Source organism: Sorangium sp. So ce362 (assembly GCF_051519845.1).
GTDB lineage: Bacteria > Myxococcota_A > Polyangia > Polyangiales > Polyangiaceae > Sorangium.
On sequence record NZ_CP150332.1, the window covers coordinates 10,520,420 to 10,535,467 of the forward strand.

Here is a 15,048-nt window from a genome sequence, read left to right on the forward strand (position 1 = left end):
GGATTCTCCCGGGGTCGGGCGCTGCTCGCGCCGCGGGCGAGCATACTCCGGTTCGGACGAAGCCGGCTGTCCTGGAGAGACGTCGGGCGCGCAGAGCAGGCTTACGTCACGCGTCGGCGCACAGCGTCGCGCGCCGCGACGGACGCCGCGCCGCCTGGTCGAGCCGCGCCGGCTGGAGTACACGACAGCATGACGACGGGAGCGCAAGGGGCCCGGAGGGTGCGCGCGCCGCGCGGGAGCGAGCGGAGCTGCAAGGGGTGGATCCAGGAGGCGGCGCTCCGGATGATCCACAACAACCTGGATCCGGAGGTCGCGGAGCGGCCAGACGACCTCGTGGTCTACGGCGGCACCGGGAAGGCCGCGCGATCGTGGGAGGCGTTCGACGTGATCGTCCGCGAGCTCCGGGAGCTCGAGGACGACGAGACGCTCCTCGTGCAGTCGGGCAAGGCGGTGGGCCGCTTCCGCACGCACCCGGACGCGCCCCGCGTGCTCCTCGCGAACTCGAACCTCGTGGGCCGGTGGGCGACGTGGGACGAGTTCCGGCGGCTCGAGGCGCTCGGCCTGACCATGTACGGGCAGATGACCGCGGGCTCCTGGATCTACATCGGCTCGCAGGGCATCGTGCAGGGCACCTACGAGACGTTCGTCGCCGCGCGCAAGGCGCACGCGGCGCGCGCCCCGGGCGGCGGCCGCTGGGTGCTCACCGCGGGGCTCGGCGGCATGGGCGGCGCGCAGCCGCTCGCCGCGACCATGGCGGGCATCGCCTGCCTCGGCGTCGAGATCGACCCGGCGCGCATCGAGAAGCGGCTCCGCACCCGCTACGTCGACGAGCGCATCGACGACATCGATCGCGCCCTCGAGGCCGTCCTCGAGAGCGTCCGGCGCGGGACGCCGCGCTCGATCGCCCTCTGCGGCAACGCCGCCGACGTCTATCCGGAGCTCGTCCGCCGCGGCGTCACGCCGGACCTCGTCACCGAGCAGACCGCGGCGCACGATCCGCTCGTCGGCTACGTCCCGCCGGGGCTCACGCTGGAGCAGGCGGCGGAGCTGCGCGCCCGCGACCCCTCGGCGTACGTCGCGCGCGCGAAGGCGGGGATGCGGATCGAGGTCGAGGCGATGCTCGCGATGCAGCAGCGCGGGGCCGAGGTCTTCGACTACGGCAACAACATCCGGACCTGCGCGATGGAGGCGGGCTGCCAGGACGCGTTCGCGATCCCCGGCTTCGTGCCGGCGTACGTGCGCGAGCTGTTCTGCCAGGGCAAGGGCCCGTTCCGGTGGGTCGCGCTGTCGGGCGATCCCGAGGACATCCTCGCCACCGACCGCGCGGTGCTCGAGGCGGTCCCGGGCGATCCCGACCTCCGGCGCTGGATCGAGCTCGCCGAGCAGAAGATCGCGTTCCAGGGGCTCCCGTCCCGGATCTGCTGGCTCGGCTACGGCGACCGCGCGAAGGTCGGGCTCGCGTTCAACGAGCTCGTGCGCACCGGCCGGGTGAAGGCGCCGCTCGTGATCGGGCGCGACCACCTCGACTGCGGGTCGGTCGCGTCCCCGTTCCGCGAGACCGAGGCGATGAAGGACGGCTCGGACGCGATCGCCGACTGGGCGATCCTCAACGCGCTCGCGAACACGGCCGGCGGCGCGTCGTGGGTCAGCTTCCACCACGGCGGCGGCGTCGGGATCGGCAACTCGCTGCACGCCGGGATGGTGATCGTCGCCGACGGCACCGAGGCCGCCCGGCGGAGGCTCGAGCGCGTGCTCACCGTCGATCCGGGGATGGGGATCATCCGGCACGCCGACGCGGGATACGAGACGGCGATCCGCGTTGCAGACGAGAAGGGCGTACGGGTGCCGCACCGGGCGAGGTGAGCGCGCCGAGCAGCGCGGCGCATACGAGCCATGCCGCAGGGCCACGATCGCCCCGAGGCGCTCCGCTCTCGCGCGGGCGTCAGCCTCGCGAGGTGCGCGGCTTTCCCTTCCTCGGCGGCCGGGCATCGACGGGGAGCGGCGACGCCCCCGCCGGCTCCGGCGCGCCCCTGAGGCCGCGCAGCCGCGCGATCTCCTCCGTGTAGCCGCGTCGCTCCCTGGAGAGCGGCGGCAGCTCGACAACCGCCGGCACGCGCGCGAGCCGCGCGTCGTTCGCGAGGCGCCAGAACGGCACGAGCCCCATCTCCCCGTCGCCGATGCGCTCGTGCCGATCGACCCGCTGCCCGAGCGCCGCCTTCGAGTCGTTCACGTGCATGCACCGCAGCCGATCCATGCCGAGCAGCCGGTCGAAGTCGCCGAAGAACCGCTCGTAGCCGGCCTCGCTCCGGAGATCGTGCCCCGCCGCGAAGGCGTGCTGCGTGTCGATGCAGACCCCGAGCCGCGCCCCCTCCGGCCCGGCGCGCTCGATCATCGCGGCGATCTGATCGATGCGGTCGCCGAGCGTCGACCCCTGCCCGGCCATGTTCTCGATGCACAGCTGCGCGCGGAGCCCCTTCCCCCGCGAGAGCACGATCGCGAGGCTCTCGCCGATGCGGTCGAGGCCGGCCTCCTCGCCGAGGCCGCGGTGCGCGCCCGGGTGGAACACCACGAAGTCGATCCCGAGCGCGTCGCACCGCGCGAGCTCCTGGAACAGCGCTTCCCGCGAGCGCTCCAGGATCGAGGCGTCGTCGGCGCACAGGTTGATGAGGTAGCTCGCGTGGGCGAGCGTGGGGCCCGCGCCGGCCCACGCCGCGCGTGCGGCGCGAAACGCGGCGATCTGATCCGCGCTCAGCGCGGGCTCCCGCCACTGGCCCGAGACCTTGGTGAAGATTTGCAGCGCCTCGCAGCGGTCCTCCCCCGCCAGCGCGATCGCGCGGTAAAGGCCGCCGGCCACGGACTCATGCGCCCCGAAGATCATCGGCCGCACTGCTTGGGTCGCGTCCCCCGCGACGGCAAGACATTCCGCCGAACACGCCCGATCTGCCACGGCTTCCGCCGGCCACGCGCGAATGCGATCGCCGGAGCACGTCGTCCGATCCTCCGCAACGACCCCAATTCTGCGAGCAAACGTGCGAGCAAACCCCGTGCCCGGAGGGCGCGAACCCCGGTTCGCGGCACCTCACCCTTGACGCGTTCCGGCCCAGGCGCGAATTGAGCGGCCTTCCTGGAGTCTCGATGAGCCATATGGGTGTTACGAACGGAGCCGGCGCCCGAGGGGCGGAGCCGGGGTCGCCGGGTGGAGCCAAGGGCGAGGAAACCGCGGTGGTCCCGCCGCTGGTGCCGTCTCAGGTGTTCGCCGGCAAGCGGCTCGTGGTGGTCGGAGGCACCGGGTTCCTCGGCAAGGTCTGGCTGGCCATGCTGCTCGCCAGGTTCCCGGAGATCGACCACATCTACCTGCTCGTCCGATCGAAGGAGAACCAGTCGCCGGAAGAGCGCTTCTGGTCGCAGATCGCGACCTCGCCGGTGTTCGACCCGATCCGCGAGCAGCACCCGGGGCCCGCCTTCGAGGCGTACCTGCGGCAGAAGATCACCCCGATGAACGGCAACGTCGGCCTGCCGCTGCTCGGGCTCGACGCCCGCGTCGGGGAGCTCACGGGCAAGATCGCCGCGGTCGTGAACGTGGCCGGGGTCGTCGACTTCAACCCCCCGCTCGACGAGGCGCTCGAGGTCAACGCGTTCGGCATCAGCAACATCGTCGAGCTCGCGCGGACCCTCGGAGCCAAGGTGATGCACACGAGCACCTGCTTCGTCGCAGGGTACCGCTCCGGGCTCATCGAGGAGAACCACCCGGCCGAGATCCCGTTCCCCCGCGCCGCAGGCGAGACGTGGTTCGGCGCCGCCTGTCCGAAGCGCACGCTCGATCGATCGCACTGGGACCCGCAGCGCGAGATCAGCGAGTGCCTCGACCTCGTGAAGCAGGCGCGCCAGCGTTGCGAGGACGCCTTCCGGCAGAGCGCCTTCCTCGACGAGGCCAAGGCCAACCTGGCCGCGCGCGGCGAGCCGGGCCGCGGCAGCGCGCTCGACAACGAGCTCGCCAGGGTGAAGCGCAAGTTCATCAAGGACCGGCTCGTCGAGGCCGGCAAGGAGCGCGCGCTCTTCTGGGGGTGGACCAACATCTACACCTACACGAAGAGCATCGGCGAGCAGGTCCTCGCGAGCTCCGGGCTCCCCTTCACCATCGTCCGCCCCGCCGTCGTCGAGACCGCCGTCGAGTTCCCGTTCTGCGGCTGGAACGAGGGGATCAACACCTCGGCGCCCTACCTCTACCTCGCCTCGAAGGGGCAGGTGCAGTTCCCCGGCGACCACGACGTGCGGCTCGACCTCATCCCGGTCGACATGACCGCGAGCGGCATGATCGCCTCGCTCTGCGAGCTCATCGAGGGCCGCGCGGCCGCCGTGTACCAGTACGGGACGACCGACACGAACGGCTGCCGCGTGGACCGCTACCTGGAGCTCGCCGGGCTCTACAAGCGGCGGCAGGTCTTCGAGGGGAAGAAGACCTCACTCTTCGACATCGTGTCCTCCCGCTTCGAGCCGCGCGGGCTGAGCCGGCAGCAGTACAACGCGCACGGCGCGCGCGCCATCGAGGGCGCGCTCCGCGGCCTGGGGAGCCTGCTCAAGACGGCGGGCGTCGGCCCCGCCGCCGCCCTCCTCAAGCCGGCCGCCGCCGCGCTGGAGAACGCCGCCAGGACCGAGCAGAAGACGGCGACCCTCCTCGAGGTCTTCATGCCGTTCGTCGCGGAGGCGGACTGGGTCTACTCCTGCGCCAACACGCGCGCGGCGATGGCCCGCATGCCGCCCGAGGAGCGGGCGCGCTTCGTCTGGGCGCCCGAGAAGATCGACTGGCGCGACTACATCTGGAACGTCCACCTGCCCGGCCTGGAGAAGTGGGCCTTCCCGCTCATGGAGAACATGCTCCGCCGGGAGATCAAGGCGCTCCGGCCCTACGACAGCCTGGTCGACCTGCTCGACGAGGTCGCCGAGCGCTTCGATCATGCGCTCTCCCTGCAGCGGATCGAGCAGGACGGGCTCTCGCGCACGAGCTACCGCGAGCTCCGCGACGCGGCCTGCCAGACGGCCGCGCGCCTCGCCGCGCTCGGCGTCCGCCGCGGCGATCGCGTGGCGCTCTCCGGCGCGAACCAGCCGTCGTGGCCCGTCGCCTTCTTCGGCATCCTCCGCGCAGGCGCCGTCGCCGTCCCGCTCGACCCGGGGCTCGACGCGGGCGCGTTCGCGGCCATCGTCCGCTCGTCGACGGCGAAGGTCGTCCTCTGGGACAGCGACGTCGAGGAGAAGCTCGGCGCCGAGGTGCGCGCGGCGCTGCCGAACCTGTACGCCTTCGACCTCGTCGGCTTCGCTGAGGGCCGCGTGGCCGGCCTGGGACCGGCGTCCGGCGAGGGGCTCGCGCCCCCGGACGTGCGCGTGGGCAGCGAGGACGTCGCGAGCATGGTCTACACGAGCGGCACGACCGGAGAGCCGAAGGGCGTGCTGCTCACGCACGGCAACTTCACGGCGCTCCTCGCCTCCCTCGCCCCGCTGTTCCCGCTCAAGGCGAGCGACCGCGTGCTCAGCGTGCTGCCGCTCCACCAGACCTTCGAGGTCACCTGCGGCCTGCTCCTGCCGCTGTCGCAGGGCGCGCGGATCATCTACCTCGACGAGGTCTCGGCCGACGGGGTGAGCGACGGGCTGAAGAGGGCCCGCATCACGGCGATGGTCGGCGTGCCGGCGCTCTGGCAGATGCTGGAGCGCCAGATCGTCGCCCGGGCGAAGGAGCAGGGGCCCGCCGCGGCCGCCGCGTTCAGCTGGGCCATGGAGCTGAACCGCATGCTCGGCAAGCGCTTCGGGCTGAACATGGGGCGGCTCTTCTTCGGCAACGTCCACGAGGCGCTCGGCGGCAACGTCCGGTTCCTCATCTCCGGCGGCGCGGCGCTCCCCAGGGACACGGCCGCCGTGTTCAAGGGGCTCGGCCTGCCGCTCGCCGAGGGCTACGGCCTGACCGAGGCGGCGCCGCTCCTGACCGTCGCCAAGCCGTCGCCGACGGTGAGCCCTGGGAACGTGGGCAAGCCGATCCCCGGCGTGCAGATCAAGATCGCGGACCCGGACGCGAACGGCGTCGGCGAGGTGCTCGCGCGCGGCCCCAACGTCATGAAGGGCTACGCCGACGACCCCGGCGCGACCCAGACCGCGCTCGACGCGGACGGGTGGCTGCACACGGGCGATCTCGGCAAGCTCGACAAGCAAGGGCGGCTCGTCCTCGTCGGCCGGCAGAGCGAGGTCATCACCGCGGCGAAGGGCGAGAACGTGTACCCGGCCGACGTCGAGCGCCTGCTCGGCAAGGTCAAGCACGTCAAGGAGCTCGCGATCGTCGGGATCGACAACGGCCGCGGCGGCGAGCAGGTCGCCTGCCTCGCCGTCCCCACAGCGCCGAGCGCGAAGGACGGAGGCGGCGACGAGGCGCTCGCGTGGGCAGCGCAGCACGAGCGCGCGCTCGATGCGCTCCGCACGGCGATCCAGGCGCTGCCCAAGCCGTGCCACCCCATGGCCCTGCACCTCCACGACGCCGAGCTGCCGCGCACCGCGTCCGGCCAGGTGAAGCGCTCCGAGGTGAAGGCGATCGTCGCGCACCTCGCCGCCGAGGCCGCCACGGCGTCCGAGGCGGGCGCGGGGGCGCTCGCGCACGACGCCGCCGGCGCCGCGATCGCGGAGCCGAACGCGCACAAGCCGGGCGAGGAGCCCCTCCACATCCCCCGCCCCGTGGCCGACTTCGCCAAGCACTGGATGAACAAGGTCCAGTCCGGCTTCTACGGGAACCTCATGCGCCCGAAGGTCTACGGGCGCGCGTTCATCCCGCACAACCGCAACACGATCGTCATCTCGAACCACGCGAGCCACCTCGACATGGGGCTCGTGAAGTTCGCGCTGGGCAGCTACGGCGACGGCATCGTCTCGCTCGCCGCCCAGGACTACTTCTTCGAGGGCAACCGCTGGCGGCGCGCCTACTTCGAGAACCTCACGAACCTGGCGCCCTTCGACCGCAAGGGCGGCCTCCGCACGGCGCTGCGCCAGACCGGCGAGATCCTCGACCGCGGGCGGACCGTGCTGCTCTTCCCCGAGGGCACGCGCAGCCCCGACGGCAGCATCCTGGAGTTCAAGCCGGCGATCGGGCACCTCGCGCTCACGCACAACGTCGACATCCTGCCCCTCTACCTGGGCGGCACCTTCGAGGCGCTCCCCAAGGGGCGCAGCGTCCCGATCCGCCGCGACCTCGTCGCGCGCATCGGGCCGCCGCTCGAGATCGGCGACCTCCGGCGGCTCACCGCCGGGATGAAGTACGCGGTGGCCTGCCGCAGGGTCGCGGAGCTCACGCAGCTCGCCGTGATCAAGCTCAGGGACGGCGGCGCGCTCGACCTGCGCCGGGTCGAGAGCATCGATCAGGCCGCCACCACGAAGGAGCACCCGCTCACGGTCCTGTTCCGCGAGCTCGAGGCGAAGTACGTGGCCGGGCGGGTCACCCAGCCGCTCACCTACTACGTCACGCTCGGGGCGGAGGAGGAGGCGAAGTGGACGCTGCGGATCGACCCGGCCAGCTGCGAGGCGCGGATCGGCAAGCCGAGCCAGCAGGCCGACTGCGTCCTCAAAACAACGCCGGAGATCTTCACCAAGATCGTCCGCGAGGCCTACACACCGAGCCCGATGGAGTTCATGACGGGCCTCGTGAAATCGAACGACATCTCCCTCCTCCAGACCTTCCAGAAGGTTTTCGACCTCGCATGAGCCGCTATCTCGTCACCGGCGCGACCGGTTTCCTGGGCTCGCACCTCGTCTCGGCGCTGCGCGGGGCGGGCCACGACGTCGTGGCGCTCTGCCGGGCGGAGGCGCCCGCGCTCGCCGAGCAAGGCGTGTCGCTCCGCCGCGGAGACATCCTCGACGCGGCGTCGGTCCGCGGCGCCGCCGAGGGCTGCGAGGGGCTCTTCCACTGCGCCGGGCGCGTCTCGCGGCGCCGCGAGGACGCCGAGGTGCTCTACCGGACCCACGTCGAGGGGACCAAGATCACCCTCGACGCCTGCCGCGACGCGGGGGTGAGGCGCGCGGTGATCGCGAGCACGAGCGGCGTCGTCGCGGTGAGCACGGATCCGAACGACGTCCGCGACGAGACGGCCGAGCCGCCGATCGAGCTCATCGCCGGCTGGCCCTACTACCGCTCGAAGCTGTACGCCGAGCGCGCGGCCTTCGATCGCAACGGGCCCGGCTTCGAGGTCGTCGCCGTCAACCCGAGCATCCTGCTCGGTCCGGGCGACGTCCACGGCGCGTCGACGGGGGACGTCGTGAGCTTCCTCGAGCGCCGGCTCCCCTTCACCCCCGCGGGCGGCCTCTCCTTCGTCGACGCCCGCGACGCGGCGCAGGGCATGGCGCTGGCGATGGAGAGGGGCCGCCCGGGCGAGCGCTACCTGCTCGGCGCCGCCAACATGAGCCTGGACGTCTTCTTCCGCCGCCTCTCGCGCATCTCGGGCGTCCCGGCCCCTGCCCTGCGGCTGCCGCGGAGCATCGCGCTCGCCAAGGCGGGCGCGCACCTCATCGAGCGGGCGCGGAAGCGGCTGCCGTTCGATCTGCCGGTCGACCCGGTGTCGGCCGCGATGGGCCAGCACTTCTGGTACCTCGACGCGACGAAGGCGCGGCGCGAGCTCGGCTGGACGCCCCGCGACCCGCTCGAGACGCTCGCGGACACCGTCGCCGATCTGCGCGCGCGCGGCGTGGTCTGGCCGCAGGCGTAGGCGGCGCGGCCTCGTATCGGGCGGCCGGACGCGGCTCAGACGGCCCGGCGCAGGGGGGTCGGCGGGAACAGGTCCTTCATGTCGAGCGGGAGCTGACCGCGGAACCCCTCGATCTCGCCGGCGGACACGCTGTCCGCGACCGCCTCGCAGATCGCCTGCAGCACGAAGCCGGCGGCCTCGCGGTCCATGCGGAGCTCGCGCGCGACGTCGGCCTCGATGGTCGCGGTCGTGATGCGCTTGTCGGGCCCGTCGAGGAACGGCTCGAGCGACGGGTGGAGCCTGGAGGGGAGCTGCGCGATGAGGTGCCGCGCCTCCTGGGGCGTCACCCGGCGGCAGAGGCAGCCGAGGGCGATCTGGAGCGCGAGCTCGGCGCGGTCGCGCTGCTGGAGGCCGCTGTGGCGCTCGACGGCGTGGAGCAGACGGCCATAGGCGCTGTCCGCGCGCGCCTTGCGCCGGGTGAGGGCCCGCACGCGGCCGTGCGAGCGCTCCGGGCGCGCGGTCCCCTCGGGGTGCGTCGCGCCCTCCGCCTTGAACCGGGCGGCCACCTCGAGCTGCGCCCTGACGATCGAGCCGGCGGTCGCGGCGTCGATGACCCCGTCGGCGAGCAGGTCGTCGAGGGTCACGAGGCCGACGGGTCGCCCTTGCTCGGTCACCGGCACCCGGCGACACGCATGCTCGCGCATGGTGCGCACGGCGTCGTCGATCGATGCGTCGACCTCGACCGTCGCGATCTCGTCCGACATGATGTCGCGCAGCATCGTGCTGCGCGCGTCGAGGTCGCCTGCCACGATCTCCAGCGCGATGTCACGATCGGTCACGATGCCGGTGAGGCGCTGGCCATCGTGGACCAGGACCGAGCCGACGTGGTTGTCCATCATCGCCCTCACGGCGTCGTAAGCGGTCGAGCGCGGGCTCAGAACGATCATCCGCGGGCGTCGGTACTCTTCGAGCGACATGGCGAGTCCCTCCCCTGGGCAGCATCTTCTCGTGTGAGCATGCGCGCGTGCGCGCGTGCGTCGAGGACACAGCTAGCCAGAACGGTACCAACCGAGAGGGCGCGGCTGCCCTCGCCCGGCGGTCGTGCGTGCCCTCGTCGATTTGTAAATACTATTTAGTAAATGGCTTGCCGGCGGCGCGCCGACCCGCGCCGCCGGCGCTCAGCGCGCCTGCTTGGCCGCCGGCGCGACGGGCACGAGCCTCACCATCCGGTGCAGGAGCCCGTCGACCCGCTGCAGCCAGCTGCGCCAGGCGGCGTACTGGGCCACCGGGAGGGTCGAGCGGTCGATGATCACCCGCTCCTTCACCACCACCGCGTTCTTGCCCGGCACCTTCGCGAACGAGATCGTCGCGCGGCCGAACTCGCCGCCGTCCTCGTCGCCGCCCGGCGGGAGCTCGGCGAACGCGTACCCCGCGGGGGCGACGATCGTGATCGTCCGGTTGTGGTGCCGCGGGGCGATGCTCGGCGGCAGGACAACGGGCAGCGTGCGCTTCACGAGCGGCGCGAGCTGCGACGTCATCGTGGACGTGCCCGAGAGCGGCACCGCGAGCTCCGCGCCCTCGCGGCGGGCGAGCCCCTCGGAGCGCGCCTCGTACTCGAGGGACGCCGCCCCGTGCGCGAGATCGGCCTGGAACGCCACCTTGGGCTTCACGTCGACGGTGGGGAACCAGCCGTACGCGAGGTACTGCTCGACCCACTGCGCGCGCGCGTCGGCCTCCGCCAGGTTCGACCGGAGCTCGAAGGCCGCGTCGCCGATGTGCCGCTCCTTCGCGACGAGCTCGCCCGCGCCGGAGGGGAGCAGCGCGATGGTCCACGCGGCGTCGACGCCGTGATCGGCCGGCGAGCTCGCCGGCGTCTCCACGATCTTCGGCGGCCCATCGTCGACGAACAGCGCCAGCGTGCGCGCATCCATCGCCGGCAGCGGCCCGAGCCGGCTCTGCGGGCTCGTCGCGTCGAGCCACAGCCCCGGCGCGCCGCCTGTGCCCGGGAGGTACGCGATGCCGTGATCGAACACCGGGATCGCCGCCACCTCGCTCCGGAGCAGCGAGGGCTGGCCCGTGTACCGCGTCTGCACCAGCACCTCCGTCGCCTCGACGCCGATCGACTTGAGCAGCGTGATGAGCAGCATCGCCTTGTCGTCGCAGTCGCCCTGGCGCCGCGCCAGGAGCTCCTGCGGGCGGTTCGGCAGCCACCACTCGCCCGAGACGAAGTTCACGTAGCGGATGTCGTCGGCCACGAAGTCGAAGAGCGCCCGCAGCTTGTCCTCGCGCGTGGTCTTGCCCTTCGTGAGCTCGGCGGCGAGCCGGCGGACCTGATCGTCGGGCTCGGTGAAGCCGGCGATCGCGCCCCGGTACCACTCCCGGAAGTCGTGCCAGCCGTGGAACGTGGAGCCGACGACGACCGGCAGCACCTCGGCGAGGTGCGGGGCGAGCGGCTCCTCGGGCACCTCGGGCGGGTCGTCCCATATGAACCGCGTCACCTGGCGGCCGTCCTTCTCGGACCGGAGCACCCGCTCCGCCTTGCCGTTCAGCACGTCGATCGCCAGGGGATCGTTCTTCGGCGAGTCGACGACGACCTCGTTGTAAAGGATCGGGCGCGTGTCGGTCGAGCCGACGTAGTCGATGAAATAGAACGGCGCGTCGCCCCGGCGACCGACGGGGCCCGGGGTCCACGCGCGCACCGCGACCTCCACCACGTCGCCGGTCTCGAGCTTGGGCCAGCGCACGAACGGCCGCTGCCCGCCCGCGCCCTGCTCGTCCGGCGGCGAGACCGTGCCGTCCTTGCGGTGCACGCGCGCGAACAGGAGCTCGGTGTCCTCCGCCTCGGCGGGGATGTCGCGCTCGTAGAGGTCCTGATCGGTGCGCGGCTCGATGACGATCTCGCGCGCGTAGTGCATGAGCTGCGAGACGCGCTTGTCCGGGTGGTACGTCACGACGCGCACCCAGTGGAGCTGCCGGTCGGCCACCTCGCCCTTCCGCGCCGGGGTCTGCCGCGCGCGCGTGATGAAGACGCCGGGCGCGACGAGGTGCTGCTCGTCACGCATGCGCCGCCGGTCCGGCGCGCCGGCCGCGCCCTCGCCGAGGCGGAGCGCGAGCTCGGCCTTGAGGAACGGATCGCCGGGCGCGAGATCGCGCGCCCGCGCGAGCGCGCCGTGGGCGAGCGCGGCCGCCGCGGCGCTCGCGTCGCCCTGCCGGACCGCGGCGAGCGCCTGGAACGCGGCGGGCTGGTTCGGCGCGACCTGCGCGGCGTACGACAGCACCTCGCGCGCCCACGCGACGCGACCCGCGTCGTGGAGCGCGCGGCCGATGCGGATGACGTCCTCGGCCGACGTCTGCTGCGCGAGCGCGCCGGCGGCCGAGAGCTCCAGCGCGGCGCCGCCCTCGGGCTCGAACGCGAGCACGTAGCGCGCGCCCCGCGACTCGGGCGCGATCTCGGCGAGCCGGCGCGCGGCCTGCAGCTCGAGCGCCGGGTCGAGCCGGGCCGCTGCCGCGATCTCCTGCCAGACGACGACCGGCGTCCGGTCCTTCTGCTCGCGCAGGACCGCGAGCAGCTCCTCGAGCCCGGCCCGCGTGAACCCCGACGTCCCGAGCTTCTTCTCGACGAGCCCGCGGAGGACGCGCGCCTCGGGGTCGCGCGCCGAGCGCAGCGGGTCCTCGCGCAGCGCGGCGGCCGCCCAGTCGACGCGGTCCGAGGCGAGGTGCGCCGCGACGAGCCGGCGCTGCGCGAAGGCGGCGGTGGCCCGGTCCTTCTCGGCGAGGCCGCGGGCGCGCGCGGCCTCGAGCCAGCCGCTGCGGTTCGCGCCGAACGGGGACACCCACCCCGCCAGGGCGAGCGCGTCGGCGGAGATCCCCGGAGCCCGCGTCACGCGGTCGAGCAGGCCGGGCGCGCGGGGCGAGCGCTGATCGTCGGCGCCCCCGAGCGTGCGCGCCACGACGGACGTGAGGGTCTGATCCAGGGGCTGCGCCGCGCCCGCGTCGAGCGCCCTGTCGAGCGCCGTCGCGACGGCGGTCGCCAAGCGTACGGCCGGGGACGCGGCCGGGGGCAGCGCGAGCTTCGTGAGGTCCGACGAGGTCGCGAGCGCCACCGGCCGGCGCTGCTCGTCGGTGAAGCGCACGCGGACGCGCCCCTCGTCGGAGACGGCCCCGGTGCACACCTTGAGGGCGAGCAGGTGATCACCCGCGGGCGCCTCGATCCGCGCGGCGATGCGGTCGAGCACGAGCCGCTGGTGGGCCGCGTCGCTCGCGGCGACGTCGGCGCCGTTCCACGCGAGCCGGACGGCGCCGGTCGCGGCGACGTGGGCGAGGATCGGCTTGCGATCGAGCGCGGCGGGGACGGTCACGCGCGAGGCGAGGTAGGTGCAGCTCTCGGCGCGGGGATGGATGTAGAGGTCGAGCGGCACGCCGCGCGCGGTCGCCGCGGCGGGCAGCACCCGGCGCCACGCGACGTCGTACACGCCCCAGGCGTAGCGGGCGCTCATGTCCGAGAAGCGCTGGCCTTCCGCCTCGGGCCCCTCGCGGCGCGCGAGCCCGCCGCCCGAGTTGTCCTGGAACGGCCCGAGGATGGCGAACGCCTTCACGAGCCCCGAAGGGTCCGGGGGCGCGTCGTACGAGACGGCGCGCGCGCCGGGCCACGTCGGCGCCGGAGGCGCGGGGGCGAGCGAGGCCGCGAGCCAGCGCGCCTCGTCGGCGAGCGCCGAGGGCGACGCCGCGATCTGCTCGAGGCCTTCCCGCGCGCGGCCCTGCGCCGCGCGATCGGAGAGGGCCGCCGCGATCACGAGCCCGGCGAGCGCGTCCTCGCCGCCCCGCCGCGCCCGGGCCAGCGCGGCGCCGAGCATCTCGTCGGGCGTCGCGGCGGTCCACCGCAGCGCGGGCGCGATGCGCGAGCGCTTCTCGGTCGCGCGCGCGCTGCCCGCCGCCGGGGCGCTCGGGTCGACCTTCGCGCCGCTCGGGCGCCGCGCCGGCGCGCTGCCCGCCGCCGGGGCGCTCGGGTCGACCTTCGCGCCGCCCGGGCGCGGCGCCTGCGCGCTGCCCGCCGCGGGAACGACGGAGATCGCGAGCAGCGCCGCGATGCATCCGCCCCGGCGCGCCGCGCGCCCCCCGCGTCGATCTCGTCCTCGTCGATCGCGTCGATCGCGTCGATCTTCCCCCGGCGAGCTCCGCTCCATCGATCCTCGCTTCCAGGCCACGGCATAGCGCGTGCCCGATCGCGGCGCGAGCGCGGCGATCGGCGCGCTGGGTTGCGCGGAGCGGCCGCCCCCCGGCGTGAAGCCGTACGCGAATTTGGCCGGCGAGCGCGCGGCCCACTAGCCTGCTCGCATGCGCCGTGCGTCACGATGGGTGCTCTCGGCGGTGATGGCCCTGACCACGCTCACGGTCTTGCCAGCGTCGACCTTCGCCCGCGACACGAAGGTCGAGTGGAAGAGCGTCGACGTGACCGTGGGCGAAGGCCAGGCCCGGCGGGCGCGCTCGCTGCGCGGCATGCTCTCCAGCGCCGCGAAGAAGGCGGACTTCGGCAAGGCGCGCTCGGTCGTGCTGAGCGCGCGCGTCGTCGAGTTCACCTCGACCACGCGGGGCGACGTCCACCGCGTGAGCTGCACCATCGTCGGCCGCGTCGTCGGCGGCCCCACCGCCCGCTCGCGCATCTCGTTCGGCGGCAGGCCATCCGAGCGACAGGCGCTGGAGAAGCAGGTGCTCACGATGGTCGCCAACGGCGTCGTCGGCAGGCTCGCCTCGATCGTCCGCGCCCGCGCCGAGGCGCAGGACTGAGCCGACCGGCCCCGCGCGCGAGGTCCCGCCGCGTCGCGCTCGACCTCCCCCGGGATCTGGATTACACGGCCCGCACATCATGGAGCTGGACCGGATGGTGAGCGAGCTCTTCCAGGAGGAGGAGCTCGCCCGCGAGATGGCGAGGAAGCTGATGGCGATGGCGCAGCGCTCCGCGGACGAGGCGAGCGCCGAGCGCGGGAGCCTGCTCGCGTTCCTCCGCGGTCCGATGGAGCGGCACATGCGCTACGAAGAGGCCTCGATCTTCCCCCATTTCCAGGCCCGCGGGCTCACCGAGGAGGTCCAGGTCGCGCTGAAGCAGCACGCCGCCGTGCGCGAGGCGACCGAGGCGCTGGCGAGCGTCGCGCAGGCCGACGTCGCAAGGAGCATCGTCAATGTCGCCCGGCTGCTCCTGCACCATACAAATTTCGAGGGCGACTACATTTATCCGGAGCTCACCCGCGACGAATGGCGCGAGCTGATGAAGGAAACCGTTCGTCAGGGGATCTGAGGTGGCACGCAGGAACTCGACACGGATGTTCCCCTCGACGTAGGCTTT

8 protein-coding genes are annotated in these 15,048 nt (G+C 73.4%); 5 read left to right on the forward strand and 3 right to left on the reverse strand.

The features are described 5' to 3' along the window. Nucleotides 1–189: 189 nt before the first annotated feature. A complete protein-coding gene (gene hutU, locus WMF17_RS40520) occupies nucleotides 190–1,863 on the forward strand; it encodes a urocanate hydratase (RefSeq protein ID WP_437598824.1) in 1,674 nt (557 codons plus the stop codon). Nucleotides 1,864–1,942: 79 nt separating this feature from the next. Here the strand turns inward: hutU and WMF17_RS40525 are convergent, their stop codons facing one another. Then, entirely contained in the window at nucleotides 1,943–2,878 is a 936-nt protein-coding gene (locus WMF17_RS40525) for a deoxyribonuclease IV (RefSeq protein WP_437598825.1), read from the reverse strand. A 344-nt stretch (nucleotides 2,879–3,222) separates the two neighbouring features. Between WMF17_RS40525 and WMF17_RS40530 the strand changes: the two genes are divergently transcribed. Continuing rightward, nucleotides 3,223–7,731 (forward strand): AMP-binding protein, encoded by a 4,509-nt coding sequence (locus tag WMF17_RS40530; protein WP_437646394.1) that lies wholly within the window; start codon nucleotides 3,223–3,225, stop codon nucleotides 7,729–7,731. Further along, entirely contained in the window at nucleotides 7,728–8,729 is a 1,002-nt protein-coding gene (locus WMF17_RS40535) for an NAD-dependent epimerase/dehydratase family protein (protein ID WP_437598828.1), read from the forward strand. The genes WMF17_RS40530 and WMF17_RS40535 overlap by 4 nt, the downstream gene beginning before the upstream one ends. Before the next feature lie 35 nt (nucleotides 8,730–8,764). Here the strand turns inward: WMF17_RS40535 and WMF17_RS40540 are convergent, their stop codons facing one another. Together WMF17_RS40540 and WMF17_RS40545 are read right to left on the reverse strand one after the other, a co-directional pair. Further along, nucleotides 8,765–9,685 carry a CBS domain-containing protein gene (locus WMF17_RS40540; RefSeq protein ID WP_437646395.1) on the reverse strand — a complete coding sequence of 307 codons (921 nt, stop codon included), beginning with the start codon at nucleotides 9,683–9,685 and terminating at the stop codon, nucleotides 8,765–8,767. A gap of 201 nt (nucleotides 9,686–9,886) precedes the next feature. Then, on the reverse strand, nucleotides 9,887–13,891 hold the full coding sequence (locus tag WMF17_RS40545) for a transglutaminase domain-containing protein (protein ID WP_437646396.1): 4,005 nt from the start codon (nucleotides 13,889–13,891) through the stop codon (nucleotides 9,887–9,889). 151 nt (nucleotides 13,892–14,042) lie between these two features. Between WMF17_RS40545 and WMF17_RS40550 the strand changes: the two genes are divergently transcribed. Continuing rightward, nucleotides 14,043–14,492: a hypothetical protein gene (locus WMF17_RS40550; protein ID WP_437598833.1), complete on the forward strand. Its 450-nt coding sequence runs from the start codon at nucleotides 14,043–14,045 to the stop codon at nucleotides 14,490–14,492. Between the two features lie 79 nt (nucleotides 14,493–14,571). Next, entirely contained in the window at nucleotides 14,572–15,000 is a 429-nt protein-coding gene (locus WMF17_RS40555) for a hemerythrin domain-containing protein (RefSeq protein ID WP_437598835.1), read from the forward strand. Nucleotides 15,001–15,048 lie beyond the last annotated feature (48 nt).

Bases quoted from the DNA above. Each gene is read 5' to 3' on its own strand.
- WMF17_RS40525 (WP_437598825.1), bottom strand. From the start codon at position 2,878: ATGATCTTCGGGGCGCATGAGTCCGTGGCCGGCGGCCTTTACCGCGCG.
- WMF17_RS40545 (WP_437646396.1), bottom strand. From the start codon at position 13,891: ATGGAGCGGAGCTCGCCGGGGGAAGATCGACGCGATCGACGCGATCGA.
- WMF17_RS40535 (WP_437598828.1), top strand. From the start codon at position 7,728: ATGAGCCGCTATCTCGTCACCGGCGCGACCGGTTTCCTGGGCTCGCAC.
- WMF17_RS40555 (WP_437598835.1), top strand. From the start codon at position 14,572: ATGGAGCTGGACCGGATGGTGAGCGAGCTCTTCCAGGAGGAGGAGCTC.
- hutU (WP_437598824.1), top strand. From the start codon at position 190: ATGACGACGGGAGCGCAAGGGGCCCGGAGGGTGCGCGCGCCGCGCGGG.
- WMF17_RS40540 (WP_437646395.1), bottom strand. From the start codon at position 9,685: ATGTCGCTCGAAGAGTACCGACGCCCGCGGATGATCGTTCTGAGCCCG.
- WMF17_RS40550 (WP_437598833.1), top strand. From the start codon at position 14,043: ATGCGCCGTGCGTCACGATGGGTGCTCTCGGCGGTGATGGCCCTGACC.